The sequence below is a fragment of the Lysobacter ciconiae genome (assembly GCF_015209725.1).
Lineage (GTDB): Bacteria > Pseudomonadota > Gammaproteobacteria > Xanthomonadales > Xanthomonadaceae > Novilysobacter > Novilysobacter ciconiae.
Genome location: NZ_CP063656.1, coordinates 2,277,960 through 2,301,690, shown reverse-complemented (window position 1 = coordinate 2,301,690; position 23,731 = coordinate 2,277,960). Strand labels below are relative to the sequence as shown.

General features: G+C 69.4%; 23 protein-coding genes and 1 riboswitch. Of the genes, 7 read left to right on the top strand and 16 right to left on the bottom strand.

The annotated features are described in order from the left end of the window. Positions 1-187 precede the first annotated feature (187 nt). Positions 188-1,123 carry a M23 family metallopeptidase gene (locus INQ41_RS10370; protein ID WP_193984249.1) on the bottom strand — a complete coding sequence of 312 codons (936 nt, stop codon included), beginning with the start codon at positions 1,121-1,123 and terminating at the stop codon, positions 188-190. Further along, positions 1,105-2,241, bottom strand: coding sequence for an NHL repeat-containing protein (locus INQ41_RS10365; protein ID WP_193984247.1), 1,137 nt, complete (start codon positions 2,239-2,241; stop codon positions 1,105-1,107). The genes INQ41_RS10370 and INQ41_RS10365 overlap by 19 nt, the downstream gene beginning before the upstream one ends. Positions 2,242-2,368: 127 nt before the next feature. Further along, positions 2,369-2,490: riboswitch (SAM riboswitch) on the top strand. A 66-nt stretch (positions 2,491-2,556) separates the two neighbouring features. Between INQ41_RS10365 and metX the strand changes: the two genes are divergently transcribed. Genes metX through INQ41_RS10350 form a run of 3 tightly spaced genes read left to right on the top strand, consistent with a single transcriptional unit; the run spans position 2,557 to position 6,082 of the window. Further along, a complete protein-coding gene (gene metX, locus INQ41_RS10360) occupies positions 2,557-3,618 on the top strand; it encodes a homoserine O-succinyltransferase MetX (protein WP_193984245.1) in 1,062 nt (353 codons plus the stop codon). Next, positions 3,615-4,835 carry a cystathionine gamma-synthase gene (metB, locus tag INQ41_RS10355; RefSeq protein WP_193984243.1) on the top strand — a complete coding sequence of 407 codons (1,221 nt, stop codon included), beginning with the start codon at positions 3,615-3,617 and terminating at the stop codon, positions 4,833-4,835. The genes metX and metB overlap by 4 nt, the downstream gene beginning before the upstream one ends. Then, positions 4,832-6,082, top strand: a complete 1,251-nt coding sequence (locus INQ41_RS10350) for a homoserine dehydrogenase family protein (RefSeq protein ID WP_193984241.1) — start codon at positions 4,832-4,834, stop codon at positions 6,080-6,082. Before metB ends, INQ41_RS10350 begins: the two co-directional genes overlap by 4 nt. A 380-nt stretch (positions 6,083-6,462) precedes the next feature. Here INQ41_RS10350 and INQ41_RS10345 read toward each other — a convergent pair whose 3' ends face one another. Both INQ41_RS10345 and INQ41_RS10340 read right to left on the bottom strand, forming a co-directional pair. Further along, positions 6,463-7,845, bottom strand: a complete 1,383-nt coding sequence (locus INQ41_RS10345) for an L-serine ammonia-lyase (RefSeq protein ID WP_193984239.1) — start codon at positions 7,843-7,845, stop codon at positions 6,463-6,465. A gap of 106 nt (positions 7,846-7,951) precedes the next feature. Further along, positions 7,952-8,359: a hypothetical protein gene (locus INQ41_RS10340; RefSeq protein ID WP_193984237.1), complete on the bottom strand. Its 408-nt coding sequence runs from the start codon at positions 8,357-8,359 to the stop codon at positions 7,952-7,954. Between the two features lie 74 nt (positions 8,360-8,433). On the opposite strand from INQ41_RS10340, the gene INQ41_RS10335 reads away from it, so the two are divergent. Then, the gene (locus INQ41_RS10335) at positions 8,434-8,667 is read left to right on the top strand and encodes a glutaredoxin family protein (RefSeq protein WP_193984235.1); all 234 of its coding nucleotides are present in this window, start codon (positions 8,434-8,436) and stop codon (positions 8,665-8,667) included. A gap of 61 nt (positions 8,668-8,728) precedes the next feature. Here INQ41_RS10335 and INQ41_RS10330 read toward each other — a convergent pair whose 3' ends face one another. The 5 genes from INQ41_RS10330 to INQ41_RS10310 all read right to left on the bottom strand — a co-directional run bounded on the left by INQ41_RS10330 (position 8,729) and on the right by INQ41_RS10310 (position 12,967). Next, positions 8,729-9,172, bottom strand: a complete 444-nt coding sequence (locus tag INQ41_RS10330) for a hypothetical protein (RefSeq protein WP_193984233.1) — start codon at positions 9,170-9,172, stop codon at positions 8,729-8,731. A 34-nt stretch (positions 9,173-9,206) separates the two neighbouring features. Then, entirely contained in the window at positions 9,207-10,982 is a 1,776-nt protein-coding gene (locus INQ41_RS10325) for an N-acetylmuramidase domain-containing protein (protein ID WP_193984231.1), read from the bottom strand. 124 nt (positions 10,983-11,106) lie between these two features. Continuing rightward, entirely contained in the window at positions 11,107-11,703 is a 597-nt protein-coding gene (locus tag INQ41_RS10320; RefSeq protein WP_193984229.1) for a YceI family protein, read from the bottom strand. Continuing rightward, positions 11,703-12,284, bottom strand: a complete 582-nt coding sequence (locus INQ41_RS10315; protein ID WP_193984227.1) for a cytochrome b — start codon at positions 12,282-12,284, stop codon at positions 11,703-11,705. Before INQ41_RS10315 ends, INQ41_RS10320 begins: the two co-directional genes overlap by 1 nt. After that, entirely contained in the window at positions 12,281-12,967 is a 687-nt protein-coding gene (locus INQ41_RS10310; protein ID WP_407074276.1) for a YceI family protein, read from the bottom strand. Before INQ41_RS10310 ends, INQ41_RS10315 begins: the two co-directional genes overlap by 4 nt. A gap of 293 nt (positions 12,968-13,260) precedes the next feature. On the opposite strand from INQ41_RS10310, the gene INQ41_RS10305 reads away from it, so the two are divergent. After that, on the top strand, positions 13,261-16,869 hold the full coding sequence (locus INQ41_RS10305) for a hybrid sensor histidine kinase/response regulator (RefSeq protein WP_193984223.1): 3,609 nt from the start codon (positions 13,261-13,263) through the stop codon (positions 16,867-16,869). Positions 16,870-17,176: 307 nt separating this feature from the next. On the opposite strand, the gene hemE is transcribed toward INQ41_RS10305, so the two are convergent. The 4 genes from hemE to INQ41_RS10285 all read right to left on the bottom strand — a co-directional run bounded on the left by hemE (position 17,177) and on the right by INQ41_RS10285 (position 20,336). Then, positions 17,177-18,244 (bottom strand): uroporphyrinogen decarboxylase, encoded by a 1,068-nt coding sequence (gene hemE / locus INQ41_RS10300; protein WP_407074275.1) that lies wholly within the window; start codon positions 18,242-18,244, stop codon positions 17,177-17,179. 104 nt (positions 18,245-18,348) lie between these two features. Further along, positions 18,349-18,603, bottom strand: a complete 255-nt coding sequence (locus INQ41_RS10295) for a WGR domain-containing protein (protein WP_193984219.1) — start codon at positions 18,601-18,603, stop codon at positions 18,349-18,351. 63 nt (positions 18,604-18,666) lie between these two features. Next, positions 18,667-19,788 (bottom strand): 3-dehydroquinate synthase, encoded by a 1,122-nt coding sequence (gene aroB, locus INQ41_RS10290; RefSeq protein WP_193984191.1) that lies wholly within the window; start codon positions 19,786-19,788, stop codon positions 18,667-18,669. Then, the gene (locus INQ41_RS10285) at positions 19,785-20,336 is read right to left on the bottom strand and encodes a shikimate kinase (protein ID WP_193984189.1); all 552 of its coding nucleotides are present in this window, start codon (positions 20,334-20,336) and stop codon (positions 19,785-19,787) included. Before INQ41_RS10285 ends, aroB begins: the two co-directional genes overlap by 4 nt. Positions 20,337-20,459: 123 nt before the next feature. On the opposite strand from INQ41_RS10285, the gene INQ41_RS10280 reads away from it, so the two are divergent. After that, on the top strand, positions 20,460-20,663 hold the full coding sequence (locus tag INQ41_RS10280) for a dodecin family protein (RefSeq protein WP_193984187.1): 204 nt from the start codon (positions 20,460-20,462) through the stop codon (positions 20,661-20,663). Between the two features lie 60 nt (positions 20,664-20,723). Further along, complete coding sequence (pdxH, locus tag INQ41_RS10275) at positions 20,724-21,326, top strand: pyridoxamine 5'-phosphate oxidase (protein ID WP_193984185.1); 603 nt, start codon at positions 20,724-20,726, stop codon at positions 21,324-21,326. Positions 21,327-21,383: 57 nt separating this feature from the next. On the opposite strand, the gene INQ41_RS10270 is transcribed toward pdxH, so the two are convergent. Genes INQ41_RS10270 through proC form a run of 3 tightly spaced genes read right to left on the bottom strand, consistent with a single transcriptional unit; the run spans position 21,384 to position 23,561 of the window. Beyond that, on the bottom strand, positions 21,384-22,178 hold the full coding sequence (locus INQ41_RS10270) for a cobalamin-binding protein (protein WP_193987328.1): 795 nt from the start codon (positions 22,176-22,178) through the stop codon (positions 21,384-21,386). Positions 22,179-22,189: 11 nt separating this feature from the next. Next, a complete protein-coding gene (locus INQ41_RS10265; RefSeq protein ID WP_193984183.1) occupies positions 22,190-22,666 on the bottom strand; it encodes a DUF4426 domain-containing protein in 477 nt (158 codons plus the stop codon). Positions 22,667-22,709: 43 nt separating this feature from the next. Continuing rightward, the gene (proC, locus tag INQ41_RS10260) at positions 22,710-23,561 is read right to left on the bottom strand and encodes a pyrroline-5-carboxylate reductase (protein ID WP_193984181.1); all 852 of its coding nucleotides are present in this window, start codon (positions 23,559-23,561) and stop codon (positions 22,710-22,712) included. Between the last annotated feature and the right edge of the window lie 170 nt (positions 23,562-23,731).

Genomic DNA, 23,731 nt, shown 5'->3' with positions numbered 1-23,731 from the left:
CTTCAGGTGACGCAATTGGTCTGTTTTGGCGTGCGATGTGACGGAAATGGTCACCGATGGGGCGGCTCATAGAGCAATGGTTGCTGTCGCTCCGTTTGCGCCTCCAACGGGTGTGGGTGTCCTTGGGTGCGAAATAAAGGAGGAGGCGCCGGCTTCGGTGCCGGGGGACATTCGCACCCAAGGACACTCACTCCCGGTGCCCCGGCCTCGCCACACAAGCGCCGCTATCACTTGGGAGACGGGATACCTCTTCCATCCGGAACGGCAGCGAGACCAGCCGCATGCCGCGGTTCACCTGTACGGCGAAGTGCAGGTGCGGGCCGGTGCTGAAGCCGGTGTTGCCAGACCAGCCGATGTGCTGGCCGGCACGCACGCGCTGTCCTGGTGCGACTACCGCGCCATCTCGTTGCAGATGCGCATACACGGCCATCGTGCCGTCGTCATGCAGAACGCGGATGAGGTTGGCGTTGCGCAGCAGAGTGTCAGCCGGTGCGGCGCCGCGGTGTTGCGTTGTGTTGTTGCGGGGCGCATCGAGGTGGCGGTCAATCACCTGCATCACTACGCCGTCGCGCGCGGCAAGTACGGCGGTGCCGACGGGTACGGCGAAGTCGATGGCGTAGCGGTTCTCCTCGTCGTCGTGGCTGTAAGTGCCCGCAAAGCCCTGATCGATCATGACCGGCGCGTCTTTCGCGAGCGGCAGCAGATAGGTCACATCGCGCGGCTGAGCGCTCGGATTGCCGGGCACGCTGTCCAGGATCAGGTCGAAGTCGAGCGCGCGCGAGGGATCGGCGGCACGGAAAGCCGCGACCACGGTGCTGCCGCCGGCGGGGATCGTGGCGCGTGCGGGCAGCTCCGGCGATGCGACGGTGTTGTGGCGCTGCCGGTACCGCAGTCTCACTTCGATCGGGCCGGGCAGGGGGTTGTCGGCCCAGGCTTGATAGCCGTCGTCGGTGGTTTCAATGCGGACGCGGGCGGCGGCGCTGCCGTCTGCGGCGCCCGCAGCGGGAGGAGCAGCTTTGACGGAGGCCAGCGATGCGAGCGCAAACGCTAGTGCCACCGCCGCGAGTGTTGGCGCCGCGTGTACCCGCAGGCGCCGCGCGCGAGTCACCGCGAGCCGGTGCATTCCGCAGCAAGCTCCAGGCTGCGGGCGATATCGGCCAGGTCGAACGCGCTGACCGCTTCGTCCTTGTGCATGGCAAACAGTGCGCCGTCCGGGAACGCGGTTGTGCCGGCCGCATGCACGGCGACGCCGTCGGACATGGCGGTGGTCATGCCGCGAAAGCTGCCGGCAGGCGCGAGGTCGACACGGTTGAACAGATGGAAGGCGGTCCGCGTCTCGCGCTGGTCCACCGCAACCCAGTAGCCGGTGTCGGGGCCGCAGGCCCACAGCGCGACGCCCTCGGCTTCGGTGGCGAAGGTGTCCTCGGGCAGGCTGCGGCCGGTGAAGGCGCCGGCCAGGGTGTATTCCCGCAGGGTGGATGCGTTGCGCCCGGTGCTGCCGGGGAAGCGCTCGTCGGCGATCATCAGGCGGTCAAAGGCCGGGTCGCCGGCGATGGACTCCACCACCCGCAGCGCGCCGGGCTCGGCCGTGTCGCCAAACGACCCGAGATAACTTGCCCTGAAGCCCTCGCCATCCAGCTCGATATGGAAACGGCGCACGCGCTGGTCGAGTTCCTCCAGCGGCGGCACGATCTCGAAGCGCTTGCCGTACATGAAGCTGTCGGTGACATACACATCCAGCCCGCCGGGCGAGACCTCGTTGATCCACAGGCCATACGGGCTGCGCAGTTGGTCTTCGCCGAAGGTGCCGAGCGGGGCGAAGTCGGGCAGGGCGAGCATCTGCACGCGGTGGTTGTCGCGCTCGGCGACGAAGAGGCGGTCGCCGTGCACGGCCAGGCCGTTGGGACGCTTGAACGTGCGCGCGGCGTCCTCCTTGCCACCCACGGTCTGCAGCCATTCGCCGGTATCGGCGTCGAACACCACCAGGGTGTGCGCGGTCTTGGCGCTGGCGATCAGCCAGGTGCGGCCGTCCGGTGCGGGCCAGGTGGCGAGCGAGTCCAGCTCCACGCCGGGGTGGGCCGGCGAGACATAGCGCTCGGGCACCACGCGCTCATCGACGGGGAAGGCCGCGGCGTCGACAGCGCTCACAGGGGCCATGTCGCTGTTGCGTTGCAGTCCGGTGGCGCAGCCGGCCAGCGCGAGGAGCACGCCGGTCGCGGCGAGGAATCGGCAGAGAGTCATGGCGGGCAGTCTAGTGCCTGCGTGTGCGCAGGGCAGTGGCGGGTGCGCAACAACCGGATCGCGCAAGGCATCGCTTTATGCGGATAAAGCGATTGACATCGCTGAAAAGCGCGGGCACACTGCCTGCCATCCATCGAGACCGGCAGAGGGACAGGCCCTTTGAAGCCGGGGCAACCCATCGCAGCGCAAGCCGCGAACGGGTGCCAAATCCTGCGGTGCCGCGTTTCAGCGGTGGCCGGAAGATGGTTGCCGGCACGATCCCGTGTGCGTTGGCAGCCATCCCTCGATGGCTCCCCGCCACTTCGGATAGCCCTCATGAGCCTGCAACTCGCTTCGCGCACCACCGAAACCCTTTTCCAGCCCCGCCACGTCGCCGTATCGCGGTTCCCGGCCGCGGCGCGGAAGATGGCGGCGCGCGGCGAGATCGAGGTCCAGCTGGAGATGCGCCACGCCGGCACCCGCGCGGTGACCCTGCGCTATGAGCGCGTCGGCGATCCGTCCTTGCCGGTGCTGTTCGTGGCCGGCGGGATTTCCGCCAACCGTCACGTCGGTGCCAGCGACCAGTTCAGCGATGCCGGGTGGTGGCAGGAGCAGTCCGGCCCCGGCCGTGCACTGGATCCCGCCCAGCACTGCATCCTAGCCTTCGACTGGGTCGGCGGCGACGGCACGCTGGACGCCGTGATCGATCCCGTGGACCAGGCGACGGCGGTCGTGGCGCTGCTGGACGCGCTGGGCATTGCGCGACTGAGCGCCTTCATCGGCAACTCCTACGGCGCGATGGTCGGCCTGCACCTGGCCGCGCTGCATCCGCGTCGCGTCGGCCGGCTGGTCGCGATCAGCGGCTTCCACCGTGCCCATCCCTACGCGAGCGCCTGGCGCGCGTTGCAGCGGCGTGCGGTCGCCTTGGGCGCGCTGCAGTGCGATGACAGCCAGGGCGTGGCACTGGCCCGCCAGCTGGCCATGCTCAGCTACCGCACCGCCGACGAGTTCGACAGCCGCTTCGGCGCCGCCAAGGTGGTCAACGGCCGCGTCCAGGTCGCCGCCGAGGACTATCTGGACCACTGCGGCCAGCAGTTCGCCGACCGCGTGGCGGCGCAGGCCTTCGTGCGCCTGTCCGAATCCATCGACCTGCAGGCGGTTGATCCGGAAACCGTGCAGGTGCCGGTGACCGTGGTGGCCGTGGCGGAGGATCTGCTGGTGCCGCTGGCCGATGCCTACGACCTGGTCCAGCGCCTGCGCGGCGAGACCCGGCTGCACGTCATCCACTCCCGCTTCGGCCACGACGCGTTCCTGAAGGAGTCGCGCGCGATCGACGGGATCCTGCGCGAGGCCTTGCTCGACATCGCCGCCGATGCGGACGCCGAGGCGCTGGCATGAGGGCGCAGCACGTGCAGGCCCGCCCGTCGCATCGCTGTACGACGGCCGTGCGCGCCGGCATCGACCGTGACGAGGCTTTCGGCGCGGTCACCCCGCCGCTGGTGCTGTCGTCCAATTTCAGCTTCGCCGGCTTCAACGACCGGCGCACCTACGACTACACCCGCAGCGGCAATCCGACCCGCGACCTGCTGGCCGAGGCGCTGGCTGAACTGGAAGGCGGCGCGGGCGCGGTGGTCACGGCGACGGGTATGGCCGCCATCACGCTTGTGCTGAACGCGCTGCTGAAACCCGGCGACCGGCTGGTCGTGCCGCACGATGCCTACGGTGGCAGCTGGCGGCTGTTCAACGCGCTGGCGGAGAAGGGTGCGTTCGAGTTGACGACCGTGGACCTGACCTCGCCGCGCGCGCTGGCCGAGGCGTTGGCGCTCGGGCCGGCGGTGGTCTGGATCGAGACGCCATCCAACCCGCTGCTGCGCGTGACCGACCTGCGCTTCGTGATCGAGGCATCCCACGCCGCCGACGCGCGGGTCGTGGTCGACAACACCTTTCTGTCGCCGGCGCTGCAGCGACCGATCGAATTTGGGGCCGACGTGGTAGTGCATTCCACCACCAAGTACATCAACGGCCACAGCGATGTGGTCGGTGGCGCGGTGATCGCCCGCGAGCAGGACCAGCACGAGCACCTGGCGTGGTGGGCCAACTGCATGGGCATCACCGGCTCGCCCTTCGACAGCTTCCTGACCCTGCGCGGCCTGCGCACGCTGGATGCGCGCCTGCGCGTGCACGAGCGCAACACCGCCGCGCTTGTGGACCTGCTCGACGGCCACCCGGCGGTGCGCGCCGTCCATTACCCCGGGCTGGAAAGCCATCCCGGCCACGCGCTCGCGGCGCGCCAGCAAGACGGCTTCGGAGCGATGGTTTCGCTGGAGCTGGAAGACGGCGGCGCCGGTGGCGAGTCCGCGGTGCGCGCGTTCTTGGATGGGCTGGAGTACTTCACTCTGGCCGAGTCGCTGGGCGGCGTGGAAAGCCTGATCGCCCATCCGGCGACGATGACCCACGCGGCGATGACGGTGCAGGCACGTGCCGCGGCGGGCATCACCGACGGCCTGCTGCGTCTGTCGGTCGGCATCGAGCACGCCGAGGACCTGCTGGCCGATCTGGGCGCGGCGTTGGAGCGCGTCCAGCGTATCCAGCTTGCCCCGTGTGCAGCGCAATGAGCGCGGGCGTGGTGGGTCGTTTGCGGGTTGACGGTGACGTGAGTCCGCGATTGAACGCGAGCGTACGGTCCGAGAGGCGCGCGGACACGCATGTGCGCACGGAGACCGCAGCGGGTTCGCAACACGGTCAGCACGTCCACCGAACGCCGAGTGAGCCATCCGCCCGAGTGGCGCTGCTCGGAACCGGCAACGTCGGCAAGGCCGTTCTCGACCGGTTGGCAGGGTGGGATGGCACCCCGCGCGGAGATTCATTGGCGTTGGTGCATGCGGGCAACTCCCGCGGCGCGCTGCGCGGCGAGCGGCTTTGTCCCGCCGACATCAAACGGCGGCTCGTGGATGGCAGTCCGTGGCAACCCGATCCCGCACTGGCGAACCTGTCAGGTGTCGCCGACGCGCTTGCCGGCACCGGTCCGGCGCACCGCATCATCATCGACGCGACCGCCAGCGGCGAGGTGGCCGACCACCATGCCCGCTGGCTGGCCCAGGGCATCCACGTTGTGACGGCCTGCAAGCTCGGACTGGGCACGACGCTGGAGCGCTGGCAGGACATCCACGACGCCGCGGCTCACGGCAGCACCCGCTACGGCGACAGCGCCACCGTCGGCGCGGGCCTGCCGCTGCTGCGCAACATCCGCGACCTCCAGGCCGGCGGCGACACCATCCACGCCATCGCGGGCGTCCTGTCCGGATCGCTGGCGTGGCTGTTCAACCACTACGACGGCAAGAAGCCTTTCTCGGAACTGGTGGACGAAGCGCGGCAAGCCGGCTACACCGAACCGGACCCGCGCGAAGACCTGTCCGGCGATGACGTGCGCCGCAAGATCCTGATCCTCGCCCGAGCCGCCGGCGTCCCGCTGGCCAGCGACGAGGTGGAAGTGGAGTCGTTACTGGATCCGGCGGGCCCTGAGACGGGGCAAGACCGACATGGCGCGAGAGGCGAGGACACCGGAGTTTCTCCGTCCCTCGACGCTCTTCTGCAACAGCTCCACCGGGCTGCAGCAGCAAAGGGCGAGCAACTGCGCTACATCGCCCGACTGCATAACGGACGCGCGACAGTACGCCTGGAAACGCTGGACGCGACGCATCCGCTTGCCAGCGGCGCCGGCACCGACAACAAGCTTGCAATCTGGTCAGACCGCTACCGCGAACAGCCGCTGGTGATCCAGGGGCCTGGCGCAGGCGCGGAAGTCACCGCCGCCGGCCTCCTCGACGATGCATTGCGAATCGCGCGCTCAACGCCTGATTGAACGAAAAGTGGGGGTCTTCGCTCGATTCTGCGACTTGGCCGCGACCTGCAGGGCTTCCCGGCGAATGTCCCCCGGCCCACGCCTGCGGCGCAGCCTCCTCCTTTATTTCGCCCGGAAGCCCTGCAGGTCACGTCTGTCAGCCGATTTCTGCCGTGCGCGGGGCGGCCGGCTCTGTGCCTTATCAAACACCGCGATGCCCCACCGACGGGCGCCAGTGGAGCGAAACAAAAGAGAAGGCACCGTCCACCTGTGCCGCAAGCCGTTACGAGGGAGCGGGTGCCCTTGGGTGCGAAATAAAGAAGGAGGCACCGGCTTCATCGGTGCCGGATGACATTCGCACCCAAGGGCATCCGCTCCCGAGCTAGCGTCAATCCAGCCGATCAGCACTCGATGACGTTCACCGCCAGCCCGCCCCGGCTGGTTTCCTTGTACTTGTCCTGCATGTCGCGCCCCGTGTCGCGCATGGTCTTGATGACCTTGTCCAGGCTGACCTTCTGCGAACCGTCACCGCGCATCGCCAGCCGCGAGGCGTTGATCGCCTTCACCGAGCCCATCGCGTTGCGCTCGATGCAGGGAATTTGGACCAGCCCGCCGATCGGGTCGCAGGTCAGGCCCAGGTTGTGTTCCATGCCGATCTCCGCCGCGTTCTCGACCTTGACCGGACTGCCGCCCAGCGCTGCGGTCAGGCCGGCGGCGGCCATCGAACAGGCGACGCCGACCTCGCCCTGACAGCCCACTTCGGCGCCGGAGATGCTCGCGTTTTCCTTGTAGAGGATGCCCACCGCCGCGGCGGTCAGCAGGAAGGTCCGCACGCCCTCGATGTTGGCGCCCGGGATGAAACGCTCGTAGTAGTGCAGCACCGCCGGGATGATCCCGGCCGCACCGTTGGTCGGCGCGGTGACCACGCGGCCCCCGGCGGCGTTTTCCTCGTTCACCGCCAGCGCGAACAGGTTGACCCAGTCGAGCATGGTCAGCGGGTCCTCCAGGCCGGCGTCCGGGCGGGCGGAAAGATCGGCGTACATCGCCGGTGCACGGCGGGTTACCCGCAGCCCGCCCGGCAGCGTGCCCGGCGAGCGGATGCCGCGTTCCACGCAGGACTTCATCGCGTCCCACAGCTGGTCCAGGCCGGCGTCGATCTCGTCCGCGCTGCGCCAGACCTGCTCGTTGGCATGGATCATCTGCGCGATCGACAGGCCGCTGTCGCGCGCGCGCATCAGCAGCTCGTCGCCGGAGGAAAACGGGTAGGGCACCACGCTGGTGTCGGCGACGATGCGGTCCTCGGCCGCCTCGTCCTCGTTGACCACGAAGCCGCCACCCACCGAGTAGTAATCCCGCGTGGCGATCACCTCGCCCGCCGCGTCGTAGGCGGTGAAGCGCATGCCGTTGGTGTGGAAGGGCAGCTTCTGGCGCTTGTTCATGATCAGGTCGTGCTTCTCGTCGAAGCCGATCTCGTGGCGACCTTGCAGGCGGATGCGCTTCTCGCCGCGAATCCGCTCCAGCGTCGCCGGAATGATGTCCGGGTCGATCCGGTCCGGCCAATGGCCTTCCAGACCCATCATCAGCGCCTTGTCGGTGCCGTGGCCGCGCCCGGTCATCGCCAGCGAGCCAAACACCTCGGCGCGCACGCGCGCGGTGCGCTCAAGATCGCCGTTGTCGACGATCCAGCGCTCGATGAAGCGGGCAGCGGCGCGCATCGGCCCGACAGTGTGGGAGGAACTCGGCCCGATGCCGATCTTGAACAGGTCGAAACAGCTGACGGACATGCGGATCCAGTACTGAAAACAGCGGTGGGTGGGCGTGGCGACCGCTCAGGGTCGGCGCTGGTTGGGCGTGCAAGGGTCGCGGCCAGCCGACGCGCAACCGACCCGCTCAGTCGGCCAGGCGCTGGTAGGTTCCGTCGACGGTGCCGCTGCCGGCGTCCAGCGGACTCAGCGTGATCTGGTTCCCGGCCTCGTCGGCGGACACCTTGAAGTGCCACGCCAGGTTGCTGTCGGCGCCGTTGAGGGCGAGGCGGCAGTCGTCGGCCTGATAGCTCCATGAACCGCCACTGACTTCCGGGCGCTCGTGCAGCCACGAGTCGAAGCGGCGTTCGCCGTTCTGCGTGACCAGCGAGAACTGCTCGAAGGTTCCGGCGTCGCCGCTGCGCTGCCAGTCGCCGATCAGGGCAGCCTCGGCAACATCGCACGCAGGTGACTGCGCGGCAGTGGCGGAGGCCTGCTCGGCGCTGCACGCGGCCAGTGAGAACATCAGCGCGGCGGAAAGAAGAAACCTGGTCACGGCTGCGGAGCCCTCCGGAATGAACGCCTATGATAGCCGCCGCCCCCGGGCCATTGCAGAGGCGCCCCGAGACGATGCAGCTGATCCTTTACCAGCGTGATGATTGCCACCTGTGCGACCTGGCGCTGCTGGAGTTGGCGCGCGCCGCGGTGCCGGACTTTGTGAGCGTGTTCATCGACGAGGATCCGGACCTGGAGCAGCGCTTTGGGGTGCACGTCCCGGTGCTGCTCAATGTGGCCACCAAGCGGGAGCTGGCGTGGCCGTTTGACGCGGACACCGTCCGTCACTGGTTGTTCGCTGGCGCGTGACGCGTTTGCCCCGAGCGGGTATGCGTTGGTGCGCTCTCCGGCCGGGCCTACACCGCCGGGATCAATCGAGCTTGAACAGCGCCTCGGGCGCGCCATAGTCCGCCGCCCACGGCTGCCAGGCCATGTCGGTCGGGCCGATCGCCTGGGCGCGAACCACCCACTGGCCGTCTTCCTTCTCCAGCAGGCCGGCATAGACCTGGGAGACAAAGCCGGCCTCGGCCGCCTCCGCCATCGGGGTGCGCGCGTAATCGACCGGGCCACCGTCGCTGGCCTGCATGTGCGCGTAAAGGAACGCCCACTCGCCCTGAATCGCCAGTCGCTCGACCACGAACTGGACGGTGCGGCCGATCTCCTTGTCGATGGAATCACGTGCGCTGTCGAGGACGGCAGCACGCTCGGGGGATCCGGGGTTGGGGATGTGCAACGCGGACGGTGTCTGGGCGTGGTTGGTTGGCATGCAGGCAAAACCCATCAGTAGGAGCATCAAGAATGACAGGGTTCGCATGCGCGTCTCCTGACGGACCGGTGCGACCGGTCTATCACTTGCGGGGCGGCGTCAGGTACCAGGCGTTGCCGAACGGGTTGCCGTAGCTGACCTTCTGCGGCCCGGAGCCGCCAGCGGTGTTGTTGGAACCGATCAGGGTGATCTTGCCATTGTTGTTGCTGTGCACCAGCTCGACGTGTCCGCCGTTGTTGACGATGGCCACGTCACCCGGCCGCGCCTGCGACGCAGGCACCACGGTCCAGCCGGCGGCCTTCAACTTCGTGCCCAGTGCCTGCGGGTTGCCGCTGTTGGAGCCGGTAACCAGGTTGGTGTGGAAGTTGATCAGCCCGGCCTTCTGCAGGACGGCGGACACGAAGTTGGCGCAGTTGACGGTGTTGGGGACGCTGGGATCCATCGGCAGGTGGCCGCTGACCTTCAGGTCGCCGGCCCACCAGCCCAGATACTTCTCGGCGATCCTGGCGGCATCCGAACTGCTGCCGCCGACCGGCGCGGAGGTATCGACCTTGCTGTCGCCGCGGACCGGGGGATTGCCGGGAGTGCCGGCCGCCGGCGCGCCCACGGCGGGGTTGCCGGGGATGTGGACCGTCTGGCCGGGATGGATCAGGTGGATGTTGCGGATCTGCGGGTTGGCCGCGCTCAGCGCCGCCAGCGACACGCCGTGCTGTTGGGCGATGCCGCCCAGGGTGTCGCCGCTGCGGACCGTGTGGCTGGCCGCCGCACCGCTGCCGCCGGGAATCTTGACGACCTGGTTGGGGAAGATCAGGTCGATGTTGCGGATCTGCGGATTGGCCGCGGCCAGCGCGGAGAGCGAGACGCCGTGCGCCTGCGCGATGCCGCTGAGGGTGTCGCCCGAGCGCACCGAGTAGGTTCCCGTGCTGGCCTGCGGAGCGGTCGGTGCAGGAGCCGTCGGAGCGGTGGGAGAGGTCGGCCTGGTCGGCGTTCCGCCGCTGGCCACCGGCGGCGGGTTGCTGCCGGCGTACTTGGCGTAGGCGGCCGCCATCTTGCCGTCGTAGTTGTTCTTGGCGTAGCCCGGACCGTTGTAGCCGCGCGCAAAGCCGGCCCAGTCCTTGTTCTGCAGCTTGCCCTTGAGACCGGCTGACTCGATAAAGCTGACGAACGCGTCCAGCTGGCTGCCCGCCGAGCTGCGCATCGCGTCGACAAACTTGCCGACGCTGTCGAAGCCGACCATCTTGTGGTTGAAGCCCATGATCTGGAATTCACCCCAGGAGGCCGACTTCATCGCTGCCGCCGGGTCGAGCTTGAACGCCCGCTCGAAGCGGGCGTGCTGGTTCGCGCCGCCAGCGCCGTAGCCACCCGGCGCGCCGCTGATGCCCGGATGCGAGCCGTTGAAGCGGCCACCGGTTTCGCGAGCGAAGATGTGCCGTTCGAACAGGATCTTGGGTCGGCCATCGGCGAGGAAGCCGCCGCCGGAGGACTCCACATCCGCGACCGCGCGCACGGTGGCGACGTCCACGCCGAGGGTGTTGGCCGCGCGCTGGTAGTCGGCGATGGTCAGCTGGGTGGAGCCGGCCATGGCGGCGGTGCTCCCTGCCGCGGCCTTGTCCGCCTGCACCGGCGCGCCGCCGGCACTGCTCTGCGCCTGGGCGCCCGGCACCGCGATGCGGTCACCGGAATAGATGACGTTGGGATTCAGGACCTGCGGGTTGGCGGCCTTCAACGCGGACAGGCTGACGCCGTACTGTTTCGCGATCCCCGACAGCGTGTCGCCGTGCTGGACGGTGTGCTGGCGGCCGCGGCCGGCGTCGATGCGTTGCGGCTGCGCCGCTGAGATTGCACTGAGAACGGTCATTCCCTGATCCTCGCATTTGGGCAGTAACCCACGATTCGCGGGTCATGCCTGCATTCCAACACTGCGGCCGGGCGGGGTCACTCGGGGCATCCCCCAGCTGGGGTTTACCCGAGGTTGGCGGCATTCACGGCGCGGGCGTCAGGTTGACCCGGGTGCTGACCGCCACCTTTGCCGGAATCATGCCCACGTCTGCCCAGTCGCCGCCGCCGACGCCGAACGCCAGCCGGTCCACGCTGGCGCGCCCGGTGAGCACCGGCGTCGCGCCGTCCTGCCAGGTGAAGCTCAGGGTCACGGGCTGTTTCGCATCGCGCAGGCTCAGGGTGCCGTCCGCCGCGTAGCGGTCCTCGCCCAGATGACGGAACCGCGTGGCGACGAAGCGGGCCTGCGGGAACAGCTTGCTGGCGAAGAAATCGCTGCCCTGCAGGGTCTGGTCACGCTCGGGATTGGCGGTGGTCGCGGTCGCCAGCGGAATGGTCACGTCCAGCCGCGCCTGCTCCAGTTGCTGCGGGTCAAAGCGCATCGTGGTGGTGAAACCGGCGAAGTGGCCGGTGAAGATCTCGCCTTCAAAGCTTGAGGCAAAGGTCAGCGTGGATCCGGGAGCCTGCACGTAATCGGCAGCCAGCGCGCTGCTGCTGGCGAAGGTCAGGCCGGCGGCCAGTGACAACGCCTGCAGGAAGGAGGGGCGGGTGGGGGAGCGAGTCGCGCGCACGGTGGGGGTCATCACGGGTTCCGGTTGGAAGAGGGGAGCGGTGTCCGGCGGCCGGGCAGCATCCGCCGCAGCGTGCCGTCGCCGACAAAGTAGTGGTGGTAAAGGGCTGCGCCGGCGTGCATGACGATCAACAGCGCCAGTACCCAGAAGATCCAGCCGTGTGCGTCGCGCGCGATTTCGCGCACGCCGGTATTGGGGCCAATGAGCTTGGGCACCTGGAACAGGTTGAACCAGCGCAGCGGACGCAGCCCGCTGGCGGAGTCGAACAGCCAGCCCGACAGCGGCATGGCGATGATCAGCCCGTACAGCAGCCAATGGGTGACGCGCGCGAGCCACCGTTGCCAGCCCGGGATGCTCGCCATCGGGGTTGGCGCGCCGGCGTAGAGCCGCCACGCCAGCCGGACCACCGCCAGCGCGAGCACGGTCAGGCCCAGCGATTTGTGCAGGTTGAACACCCAGAAGTAGCTCGGCGACTTGGGCAGGCTGTCCAGCGACAGGCCGATGACCGCCATCGCCAGGATCGCCACGGCGATGGTCCAGTGCAGGAACTGGCTTACCGCGCCCCATCGGTCGGCGGGGTTTCTCAGACTCATTGCAAAGCTCCGGATACGGGTTCGGGTTCGGGTTCGGGCGTGAGTTGCGGTTGCGGTTCGGATGGAGGCTCCGGTTCGGGTGGGCGTCCGGCCGCGCGCGAGCGCACCGCCTCCGCCTCGATCCGGATGGTGACCTCATCGCCGATGACCGACGGCCAGGCGGTGATGCCGAAATCGCTGCGGCTCAACACCGCCGTGGCGGAAAAGCCGGCCGTGCGGCGGAAGGGCGGCATCGGATGGCGCTTGACCGCATTGACGGTGACGTCCATGCACAGCGGGCGGGTGACGCCGTGCAAGCTGAGCTCGCCGCATACGCGGATGCCGCCGCTGTCCGAGGCGACGGCGCTGTCGGAGGTGAAGCTGGCGGCGGGGTAAGCCTCCACATCCAGCAGGCGCGGCGCCAGCACCGCCCGGTTCCAGTCCGGGTCGCCCAGATCCGCGCGCGCCAGCGGCACGCTGGCCTGCAGGCGCGTGCGCTGCCAATCGTCGGGATCGAAGACGAGCGTGCCGGTGCTGCCGGACACGGTGCCCAGCGCCTGCGAGAACCCGGCATGCGACACCACGAACATCACCCGGGTGTGCACCGGGTCCAGGTTCCAGGTCGGTGCATCGCGCGCGCTGGCCGGCGCGGCAACGGCCAGCAGGCAGGCCAGCGCAGGAGCGAACCGGCACAGGGGCGCCAAGCCGCGTTCCGCCGTTCCGGTCGTGCGGTGCCGATAGCGGGTGGACGGGAAGGAAGGTTTGCCGTGCATGCCCCGATTCTAGACAGGTCCAGCGCTGTCAGGTCCGTAACAGACAGGACCGTTAGAGACAGGTCCGTTACAGGCAGGTCCGATCCGACAGGTCCGATGCCCGGCAGGCCCCGCCATGCGAGCGTGGGCGCGAACGACTTGCCCCGGCCGGCACAATCGTTGAAGGTTCGGCGGGGGAGGGCGCGGGAAGTGAAGCTCGCGCAGGTGCACAAAAAGGGGCTGGGATGCGACACATCATGGCGTGGCTGCTGCTGGTTACCTGCGGGCTGCTGCTGGCGCCGGCCGCCGGCGCGCGCGTGCCCGAGATTCCGCGACTGCGGCATATCGACGTGGCGGCCGGCCTTCCGTCGAGCACCGTCAAGAGCCTGAAATTCGACGCCGACGGCTTCCTGTGGCTGGCCACCACCGACGGGCTGGCGCGCTACGACGGCGTCGGCATGCAGGTGTGGCGACACGACCCCACCGATCCGACCTCGCTGTCGGCCAACTTCGTCACGCTGGTCCACGTCGATCCGCAGGGGCGCATCTGGGTCGCCCCGGAAGGACACGGCCTGAGCGTGCTCGACAGCGCGCACGAGCAATTCCGGCATTTTCGCGTGGCGACCCATCCGGAAATCGGCAGCGACGACATCTGGGCATTGGTAAGCCACGAGGGCGCCCTGTGGATGGGCGGCTACGGGGGCGGCGTCTCGCGCATGGCCGCCGACGGGACCATCAGCCGGTTCACGGCCAGCGACCAAAACCCGCGCAGCCTGCCGTCCGACATCATCCTGTCGCTGGCGGTGGATGGGCAGGGCACGCTGTGGGCGGGATCCACCAAAGGCCTGGCGCGCTGGACGGGCACGGACTTCGAGCGAGTGGCGCTGCCCGGCGCTCAGCCGACGCCGATGATCTATTCGCTGGCAGCCTTCGACGGCCGCCTCTGGGTGGGGACGTCGGTCGGCGTGTTCCGGCTGGCCGCGGACGGCGGGTGGGACCAGCCGGAGTGGTCGGCGATGTTCGAGCAACCCAACGCGGTGCTGAGCATGCTGCCGGGCGAGGACGGCGAGCTGTGGATCTCGAGCCAGCGTCAACTGTGGCGGGTCGCCGACGGTCAGGTGCCGGTGCCGGTGCCGGTCGGCGCCAAGGGTCCGGCGATCGCGATCGGGGAGATGGTCAAGCAGGACACCGGCGCGATCTGGATTCCGGTCCCCGGGGTCGGCTTGGGCTATCTGCCGGTTGATTGGCGCCGGATCGCCCAGTTCAGTCGCGATCATGATGGCCTGTCGGCCGATCTTTACAGCGCCATCGCCCCCGCGCGCGAGGGCGGCGTCTGGCTGGGCGGAATGCGCGCCGAGCTGGAGCGGCTGGATCGCGACGGCAACGTGATTCCGGTCAAGCCGGCGATCTTCGAGGCGTTGGAGGGCATGAGTTCCTACGCCCTGCGCGAGGACCCGGCGGGCCGCCTGTGGGTCGGCCAGCGCCGGCAGCTGGTGCGGATCGACCTGCACGGCGGGATCGCGCGCTGGGGCCAGGACGGCTCGCGCGATGCGACCTTGCCCGGTCCGTTGACGCTGATGGAACTGGCGCCTGACGGGACCCTTTGGATGTCCTTCGCCGGTGCCGGCGTGCAGCAGCGCGAGCCGGCCAGCGGCCGCGTCCTGCGCACGGTGCCGCCCGGGCCGGAGCACGGGCTGGGGATGGGCGACCACCATGCCATGGCCTTCGACGCGGGTGGCGCGCCCTGGTTTGGCGGTGCCGATGGCGTGCTGCGCTGGAGCGCGGAGGCGGGGCGATTCGAACCGGTGCCGGGCATCGTCGGCGAAGGCCGGGTGTTTGCGCTCGGCTTTGACGGTGCCAACGACGTGTGGCTGCAGCGGCTGTCGGGTCTTGAGCACTACCGGCGCGCCGACGACGGCTGGACGCAGGTGGCCACCATCGGCGCACGGCAGGGCATCCCCGCGGTCGAAGGGGCCGGCCTGCAGATCGACCGGCTCGGCCGGGTCTGGCTGTCGACCCCGCGTGGCCTGTACCGGTGGGATCCGGAGGCCGGCAAGAGCCGCCATTTTGGCCTCTTCGACGGCTTGCGCAGCCAGGAGTTCGTCAACCGCACGTTGATGCAGACCCACGACGGGGTAATGGTGTCGGCGCAGGCCGATGGCGGCGTCGTGATGGTCGACAGCCTGGCGGCGGACCCGACGCCGATCCGCTCGCCGCTGCACTGGGACCGCTTCGAGGTCCGTCGCGACGGGCGCTGGTTGCCGATGGACCTGCTCGGGCCGCTGGCTCTGGCGCCGGGCGACCGCGAAATGCGCGTGCAATTGCGGCTGCTGGCCTACGACAAGCCCAAGGCCAATGCCTACGTGACGATGCTGGAGGGCTACGACCACGCCTGGGTGGACCACGGCGCCGAGGGCGAGCGGATCTTCGCAGGCCTTGCGCCGGGCAAGTACACCCTGCGCGCCCGCGCGCACGATGCCGTGGGCAACGAAGCCGCCGAGCAGGTGCTGCACTTCGATGTGCTGCCGCCGTGGTGGCAGACGGGCGCCGCCCGGCTCGCGCTGGTATGCCTGCTGCTGTTGATGGGGTGGTGGACGGTGCTGGAATCGCGCCGTCGCATCGAACGCGGCCAGGCGTGGAAGCGCGCCGAACACGAGCGCGAGGTCGCTCATGAGGCCTCGCTGGCCAAGACCCGTTTCCTGGCCACCCTCGGCCATGAGGTCCGCACCCCGATGACCGGCGTGCTGGGCATGAGCGAGTTGCTGCTTGGGACGCAGCTCAACACCCGCCAGCGGAGCTACGCGACCTCGATCCACCGCGCCGGTGAGCATCTGCTGCGGCTGGTCAACGATGCCCTGGACCTGGCCCGCATCGAGTCGGGCAAGCTGGAACTGGCGGCGGAGGTGTTCGATCTGCACGCGCTGATGGACGAGCTGGCCGAGATGAGCGCGCCACTGGTGGAGGCGCGCGGCCTGACCTTCGTTGTGGACCGCGATCCCGCCACCCCGCGGCTGGTGCGCGGCGATGCCATTCGGGTCCGGCAGATCCTGCTGAACCTGCTCGGCAACGCGGCCAAGTTCACCGAGCGCGGCTCGATCCGCCTGGCGGTCGCGCCGGCCGATGCCGGCGGCGTGGTCCTGTGTGTCAGCGATACCGGTCCCGGGCTCAACGCCGAGCAGGTGTCGCGCCTGTTTCGCCGCTTCGAGCAGGCCGACGGCTTGCGCACCGCCGCGCGCTACGGCGGCAGCGGTCTGGGCCTGGCCATCTGCCAGGAGCTGGCGGCGGCGATGGGCGGCACGATCGAGGTCACCAGCGCGCCCGGCGAAGGCGCCAGTTTCGCCGTGCGCCTGCCGCTGGAAATCGTGGCCGATCACCCGCCGCACCCCCGCGTGATCCCGTCGCGCGAGCCGCTGCGCGCATTGGCGGACTCATCCCTTCCCACGTCGTCACCCGGCAAGACGGCCCCATCGTCAGCCGACCTGGATCCGGCCGGAAAGGCCGGCCTCTCGCTGCTGCTGGTGGAGGACGATCCGATCGTCGCCGACGTGATCATCGGCCTGCTGCACGGCCAGGGGCACGCGGTGGTTCACGCAGGTCACGGGCTGGCGGCGTTGGCCGAGTCGAGCATGACCCGCTTCGACGCGGCCCTGCTGGATCTGGACCTGCCCGGCCTCGACGGCCTGTCGCTGGCGCGGCAGCTGCGGGCGCAGGGTTTCACCCAGCCGCTGATTGCAGTGACAGCGCGCGCCGACACGGACGCGGAGCCACACGCACTGGCCGCCGGCTTCGATCGATTCCTGCGCAAGCCGGTGACCGGGGCAATGCTGCGGGAGGCGCTGGCCGCCGCACCCTGAGGGGTGCGCGGGGGCTAGACCTGCAGACCTTCAGGGCGAATGTCCCCCGGCCTCCGCCTGCGGCGGAGGCCTCCTCCTTTATTTCGCCCCGAAGGTCTGCAGGTCTCGCTTGCGGGAAACCTCAGTGCTGGGGCGGACGCCAAGCTGGCAAGCCGGGTGCGACTGCCCTTGGGTGTGAAATCAAGGAGGAGGCACCGGCTTCATCGGTGCCGGGGGACATTCACACCCAAGGGCAGTCGTTCCCGGCGTGACCAACCCAGCGCTGCCCGTGTCACCAACCCAGCCAGCGCTGATCGGTGTCGAGACCTCAGCGCGCGCTGAGCTCGTGCACCGCCTCGACCATCACCGCGACATGCTCGGGCTTCATGTCCGGCGACATGCCATGGCCGAGGTTGAAGACGTGACCCTCGCGCGAGCCGCCGTTGCCCTCGCGGTAGCTGTCCAGCGCGCGGCCGACATGTTGGCGGATCGCCTCGGGATCGGCGTACAGGGTGACCGGATCCAGGTTGCCCTGGATGGCCACCTTGCCGCCGGTGCGGCGCACGGCATCGCCCAGGTCGATCGTCCAGTCCACGCCCACGCCTTCTGCGCCGGTCTGGGCCAGCTCGCTGACGTAGGCGCCGTTGCCCTTGCCGAACAGGATCAGCGGCGTGCGGTCTGCGCCGTGGCCGCGCTCGACCTCGGCCGCGATGCGCTGCATGTAGCGCAGCGAGAACTCGCGGTACATCGACGGCGACAGCACGCCGCCCCAGGTGTCAAACAGCTGCAGCGCCTGCGCACCGGCGGCGCGCTGCGCCGAGAGGTAGGCGATCACGGCATCGGTGGTCACGTCCAGCAATTGGTGCATGGCCGCCGGGTCGTTCATCGCCAGCGACTTGACCCGGGCAAAGTCCTTGCTGCCGCTGCCCTCGACCATGTAGCAGGCCAGCGTCCACGGGCTGCCGGAGAAACCGATCAGCGGCACCTTGTTGTCGAGCTCGCGGCGGATCGTGCGGATCGCCTCCATCACGTAGCCCAGGTCGCTTTCCATGTCCGGCACGCCGAGTTTGGCGATATCGGCCGCGGTGCGAACAGGGCGCTCGAACTTCGGGCCCTCGCCCTCGACGAAATGCAGGCCCAGGCCCATCGCGTCGGGGATGGTGAGGATGTCGGAGAACAGGATCGCCGCGTCGAGCGGGAAGCGCCGCAGCGGCTGCAGGGTCACTTCACACGCCAGGTCCGGATTGGTCGCCAGGCCCATGAAACTGCCGGCCTGGGCGCGGGTCGCGCGGTATTCGGGCAGGTAGCGACCGGCCTGGCGCATCAGCCAGACCGGCGTGTGGTCAACGGGTTCGCGACGCAGGGCGCGCAGGAAACGATCGTTCTGGGGCTGGATGGACAAGGCTGTGGTTCCTCGAAAAGTCGTTGCCCGGGCAGGGCAGGCGAAGCGGCAGGGCGGTGCCGGAATGGAGCGGGGCACCCGATGCGGGATGGCGTGGTTCAGCGGGGCGCCGCGGCCCCCTGGGTAAACATCTGCTGGAAGCCGCGCTTGAGCTGCTGGTCGCGGGCGCGTTCAAAGGCGGCGATCGCGCTGTCATGGTCCAGGAACTGCTCGCGGCGGACCTGGCTGCGACCGCCCATCACGCCGGTCTCGCGGACCAGCAGCCAGCCGCCGAGCAGGTCGGGCTGCAACATCAGCTGCACGAAGCGGGGCGCCTCGGCGTCGTCGGGTCGTTGTTGCATCAGCAGGCGCATGGCTTGATTGTACGGGCTTGCGCTGCCGCCGGCCGGCGAGCATGGGCCGCCGGCCCTGCCTGTTCAGCCAGCCAGCACGGCGAGCACCGTGGCTTCCTCGACCCCTGGCACGACCCGGGCGCGGCCGGCGCCGTCGGCGAGGATGAAGCGGATGCCGGCGGCGTCGGCTTTCTTGTCCAGGCGCATGCGCGTGAGCAGCGCGTCCGGGGCTAGACCTTCCGGAATGGAGGTCGGCAACTCCAGTCGCTGCAACAGTCGCTGCAGGCGGTCGCCGGCGCTGGCCGGAGCGAGCCCCAGCGCCGCTGACAGCCGCATTGCCAGGACCATCCCAACCGCCACCGCTTCGCCGTGGTTGAGGCCGCCGCCGTGGGTACCGGCGTAGCCCTGCTCAACCTCGATCGCGTGGCCGAAGGTATGGCCGAAGTTGAGCAGGGCGCGGTCGCCGTGCTCGAGCAGGTCGCGACCGACGACGGCGGCCTTGAACGCGCAGCAGCGCGCGATGGCTTCGGCAGTGATCGCCGGCTCGCGCGCCAGCAACGCCTCGGCGTGCGCTTCCAGCCAGTCCAGGAATCCGGCGTCAGCGGGGTCCAGCGAAACGGCCGTCACGCCGTACTTGACGACCTCGGCGAGCCCGGCGCGCAGCTCCCGGTCGGGCAAGGTGTGCAGCACACTGGTGTCGGCGATCACCGCGCGCGGCGGGTGGAACGCGCCGACCAGGTTCTTGCCGGCGGGCAGGTCGACCGCGGTCTTGCCGCCCACCGAGGAGTCGACCATCGCCAGCAGCGTCGTTGGAATCTGGACGACGTCGATGCCGCGCATCCAGCAGGCGCCGGCGAAACCGGCCAGGTCGCCGATCACGCCGCCACCCAGGGCGATCACCGCCGCGTCGCGGGTGGCGCTAAGTCCGGCGAGCGCATCCAGGACCTCGCCGAAGCGCTGCAGGGTTTTCTCGTGCTCGCCCGGGGGAATGACCAGCCGGGCGATCGTCAGGTCCGGCCGGACGGCCTGCAGCGCGGCCTGCACACGGTCGGCGTAGAGCGGCGCGACATTGCTGTCGCTGACGATCAGGGCATGGCGGCCGCGGATCGTCGCGGCCAGCAACACGCCGTCATCCAGCAGGTCCGCGCCGATGGAGATCGCGTACGGATGCGCACCGTCGACGGCGACCTTGAGGACCGCGCTCATGCGCCGGCTCCGCTGCGCAGCCAGGTCGGCAGTCCGTCCAGGATCCGCGCGCAGACCTCCGACGGCGCGAGGTCATCGGTATCGATGCGCAGCTGGGCCACGGCGGCGTACAGCGGGTCGCGCTCGGTCGCCAGCGCGTGCAGGACTGCTGACGGATCGGGTTGTTGCAGCAGCGGCCGAGCGGTATCACCGGCGGCCCGCGCCAGCTGGGTGGCCGGACTGGCATGCAGGTGGACCACGAGCCCACGCTCGGGCAGCAGCGTCCGGGTGCCGGCGTCGAGCACCGCGCCGCCGCCGGTGGCGAGCACGATGCCATCCTGCATTAGCAGGTCGGCCAGAATCGCCCGTTCGCGCCTGCGGAATCCCGCCTCGCCTTCGCGCGCAAAAATGGCCGCAATGCTGGCGCCGGCCTCGCGCTCGATCTCCGCATCCGCGTCCACGAGGCGCAGACCGCAACGCTGCGCCAGTTCGCGCCCGAGCCGCGATTTTCCGGCGGCCATGGGGCCGACAAGGATGATGTTGCGCGGTTCACGGACGGGTTCGCTCATGGCGTCGATTGTAGGTCGCCGCGCGCCGGCGTTGCCGGGCTGTTGCATGCCTTTCACAGGAGGCTGGCTAGGGTCGGAGCTTCCGGTCGCATGACGCCAAACCGGTGCAAAGGAGAATCAATCATGTCAGTCGCAAAAGTCATCGAACTCAACGCCGCCTCGGAAAAGAGCATGGAAGACGCGGTCCAGCGTGGCCTGAAGAAAGCCGCTGAATCGGTCAAGAACATCAAGGGTGCCTGGGTCAACGAAGTCAAGGTCGTGACCGACGAGGGCGGCAACATCACCGAGTGGCGCGTCAACATGAAGGTCAACTTCATCGTCCAGTAAAGCGACGCCCGCCAATCCGGACGGGTGCGGTCAGCGCCGCATCCGGCCCACAATAGGCGCATGACTACCAACGACCTGCTGGCGGAAGCCAACGCCACCTTTGCCGCGCTGTTCGAACAGGCGCGGCAGGCCGGTGAGCCTGATCCGACCGCGATGAGCGTGGCCACCGCGTCCCTGGGTGCCCGCCCGTCCACGCGCATGGTGCTGCTCAAGCAGCACGACGAACGCGGATTCGTCTTCTACACCCACTTGGACGGGCGCAAGGGCCGGGAACTGCAGGACAACCCCTACGCCGCGCTGCTCTTCCATTGGCCGCGGGTCAAGGCCGGCGTGCAGGTCCGCGTGGAAGGCGGCGTGTCGATCGTGGCGGACGAGGAGGCCGATGCGTATTTCGCATCACGCCCGCGCGGCAGCCAGATCGGCGCGTGGGCGTCGCTGCAATCGGAGACGCTCGACGACCCGGCGACGTTCCACCAGCGCGTCGCGCAGGTCGAGCAGGAATTTGCGGGCCGCGAGGTTCCGCGTCCGCCGCGCTGGACCGGGCTTAGGGTCCGGCCGATGTCGATCGAGTTCTGGTACGGCGGCAACTTCCGCCTGCACGAGCGTTGCCTCTACGAATGCGACCCGGCCGGCCACTGGAGCAAGCGGATGCTGTACCCCTAGGCCGCGCACGGCACCCACTGAGAAGGAACGCGCCGAGCCGTGGCTGGCGCCGTGCTGTCAGGCCTGGCGGTGCGCCCAGCCCTGGATGATTGCTTCCAGTGCATCGATGCCGTCGGTCAGCGCCGCCGGTCCGGGCTGCAGGATCAGCGGGGATTTGACCTCGTGCAGTTCGCCGTTGCGCACCGCCGGCACATCCTCCCAACCCGGACGCGCGGCCACGTGGGTGGGCTGGAACTTCTTGCCGCACCAGCTGCCGATGATGATGTCGGGCTGGCGCCGCGCCGCCTCCAGCGGGTCGGCGAGGATGCGGTCACGGCCCAGTGACATCACCGCGCGTTCTGGAAAGATGTCGTCGCCACCGGCGATGCCGACCAGCTCGGACACCCACTGGATCGCCGAGATCTGCGGCTCGTCCCACTCCTCGAAATAGACCTTCGGCCGCCGCGGCAGCGTGGCCGCACGGGCGCGGATGTCTGCCAGCCGCCTCTCCAGGGTCGTGGCGAGGTCCGCCGCGCGATGCCCCGCACCCACCAGCGCGCCAAGGCGCCGGATGTAGTCGATGATTCCGTCCACGCTGCGGTGATTGCTGATCCAGACCTCCACCCCGGCGCGGATCAGGTCGGCGGCGATGTCGGCCTGGATGTCGGAGAAGCCGATCACCATGTCCGGCTTGAGGTCCAGGATGCGGTCGATCTTGGCACTGGTGAACGCGCTGACCTTGGGTTTCTCGCGTCGCGCGCGCGCTGGCCGCACGGTGAACCCGCTGATGCCGACGATCCGGTCCTGTTCGCCGAGCAGGTACAGCGTCTCGGTGGGTTCCTCGGTCATGCAGACGATGCGCTGCGGGCCCATCGCGCGCGTGGTCATTGGGGCTGGAACTCGCGGGTGAACTGCATGGTCTTGCGCGCGCCGTCCTCCAGGGTGATGTCGATCTCGAACTTCAAGGTGTCCGGCAGGCTCACCGGAACAGTGCCGACGTAGTCCATCAGCTCGCCGCTGCTCAGCTCGCGCAGCTCGATGGGGCGACGCCCGCCGCGCAGGTCGCTGACCGTCGCCACCACGTTCGCGGGCACCGAGACCTCCGCGCTGCCCTCGCCGCGACGCAGGCCGACCAGCAGCATGATCTGGTCTTCGGCGCGGCGGATGCCGTACTTCTCGGCGACCAGGCTGCCCAGCATCGCGGTCGGCATCACCGTCGCCCGCGCGGTCACGTCGCCGATGGTGACGACGGTGTCCTGCGAGTCGGCCAGCGTCGCTGCCGGGACCGGCGCGGCCGGTTCACCGCTGCACGCGCTCAGCAGGCCGACGCCCAGCGCCATGAAAAACAGGGAGGTTCGCAAGATCGTGCTCCTGGAAAGCGGTTGTCGGGACCGCGGCGCGGTGTCAGTCATCGTTGGCGGCGGACAGTTCGCGGCCACGCGCGGCGGCGGCGGCCACGGCGCGGTCGACCAGCTCGCGCAGGCCACCTTGCTCGAACGTCTCCACCGCCGCGTGGGTGGTCCCGCCAGGCGAGGTCACGTTGCGGCGCAATTCCGCGGCTGGCTCGTCGCGCTCGGTGAGCATCCGGCTCGCGCCCAGCAGGGTCTGGTTGGCGAGCAGGCGCGCGGTGTCCGCCGACAGGCCCTGGCGGATGCCGGCCGCCTGCAGCGCCTCGGCGAACAGGAACACGTACGCCGGGCCGCTGCCCGATACCGCCGTCACCGCATCCATCTGCGCCTCGTCCTCGATCCAGACCGTCGGGCCGACCGCGTCCAACAGGCGCTCGGCCTGCCCACGCTGGGTCGGGTCGACCTGCGCGTTGGCGAACAGGCCGGTCATGCCTGCGCCGATCAGCGAAGGGGTGTTGGGCATCGCCCGGATCACCGCCGCATCCCCGCCCAGCCAGGTCGAGAGCTGCGTGCTGGACAGCCCGGCGGCGATGGAGACCGCCAGCGGCCGGGCGTTGCGCGCGATGTCCACCACCTCGGCGCATACGGTGCGCATCACCTGCGGCTTCACCGCCAGCACCCACACGCTGGCCTGGTCGACCGCCTCGGTCGCGCTGGCGAAGACCTGCACGCCGAAGTCGGCGAACAGCGCCTCGCGCACGGCGGCCACCGGATCAGCGACGCGGACGCGGGTCGGGTCGGCGCCGCGCGTGATCATGCCGCCGATCAGGCTTCGCGCCATGTTGCCGCCACCGATGAAGGCGACGATCGGGGCGGATGGGGAGGTCGAGGGGGTGCTATCGCTCATGGAACCTGCCTGTGGTTTGCGGTGATGGCCTGCCAGGGCATCAGGTCACCCAGTGTAAGAGCCTGCGCCGCTGCCTGCCTCCCGCGCAGGCCGACGCGTGGGTCCCGGAGCGCGCCAGGTGCTCCCGCAGCGGACGACGAAGGCTGTGATCGGGTACTGGATTGACGGCA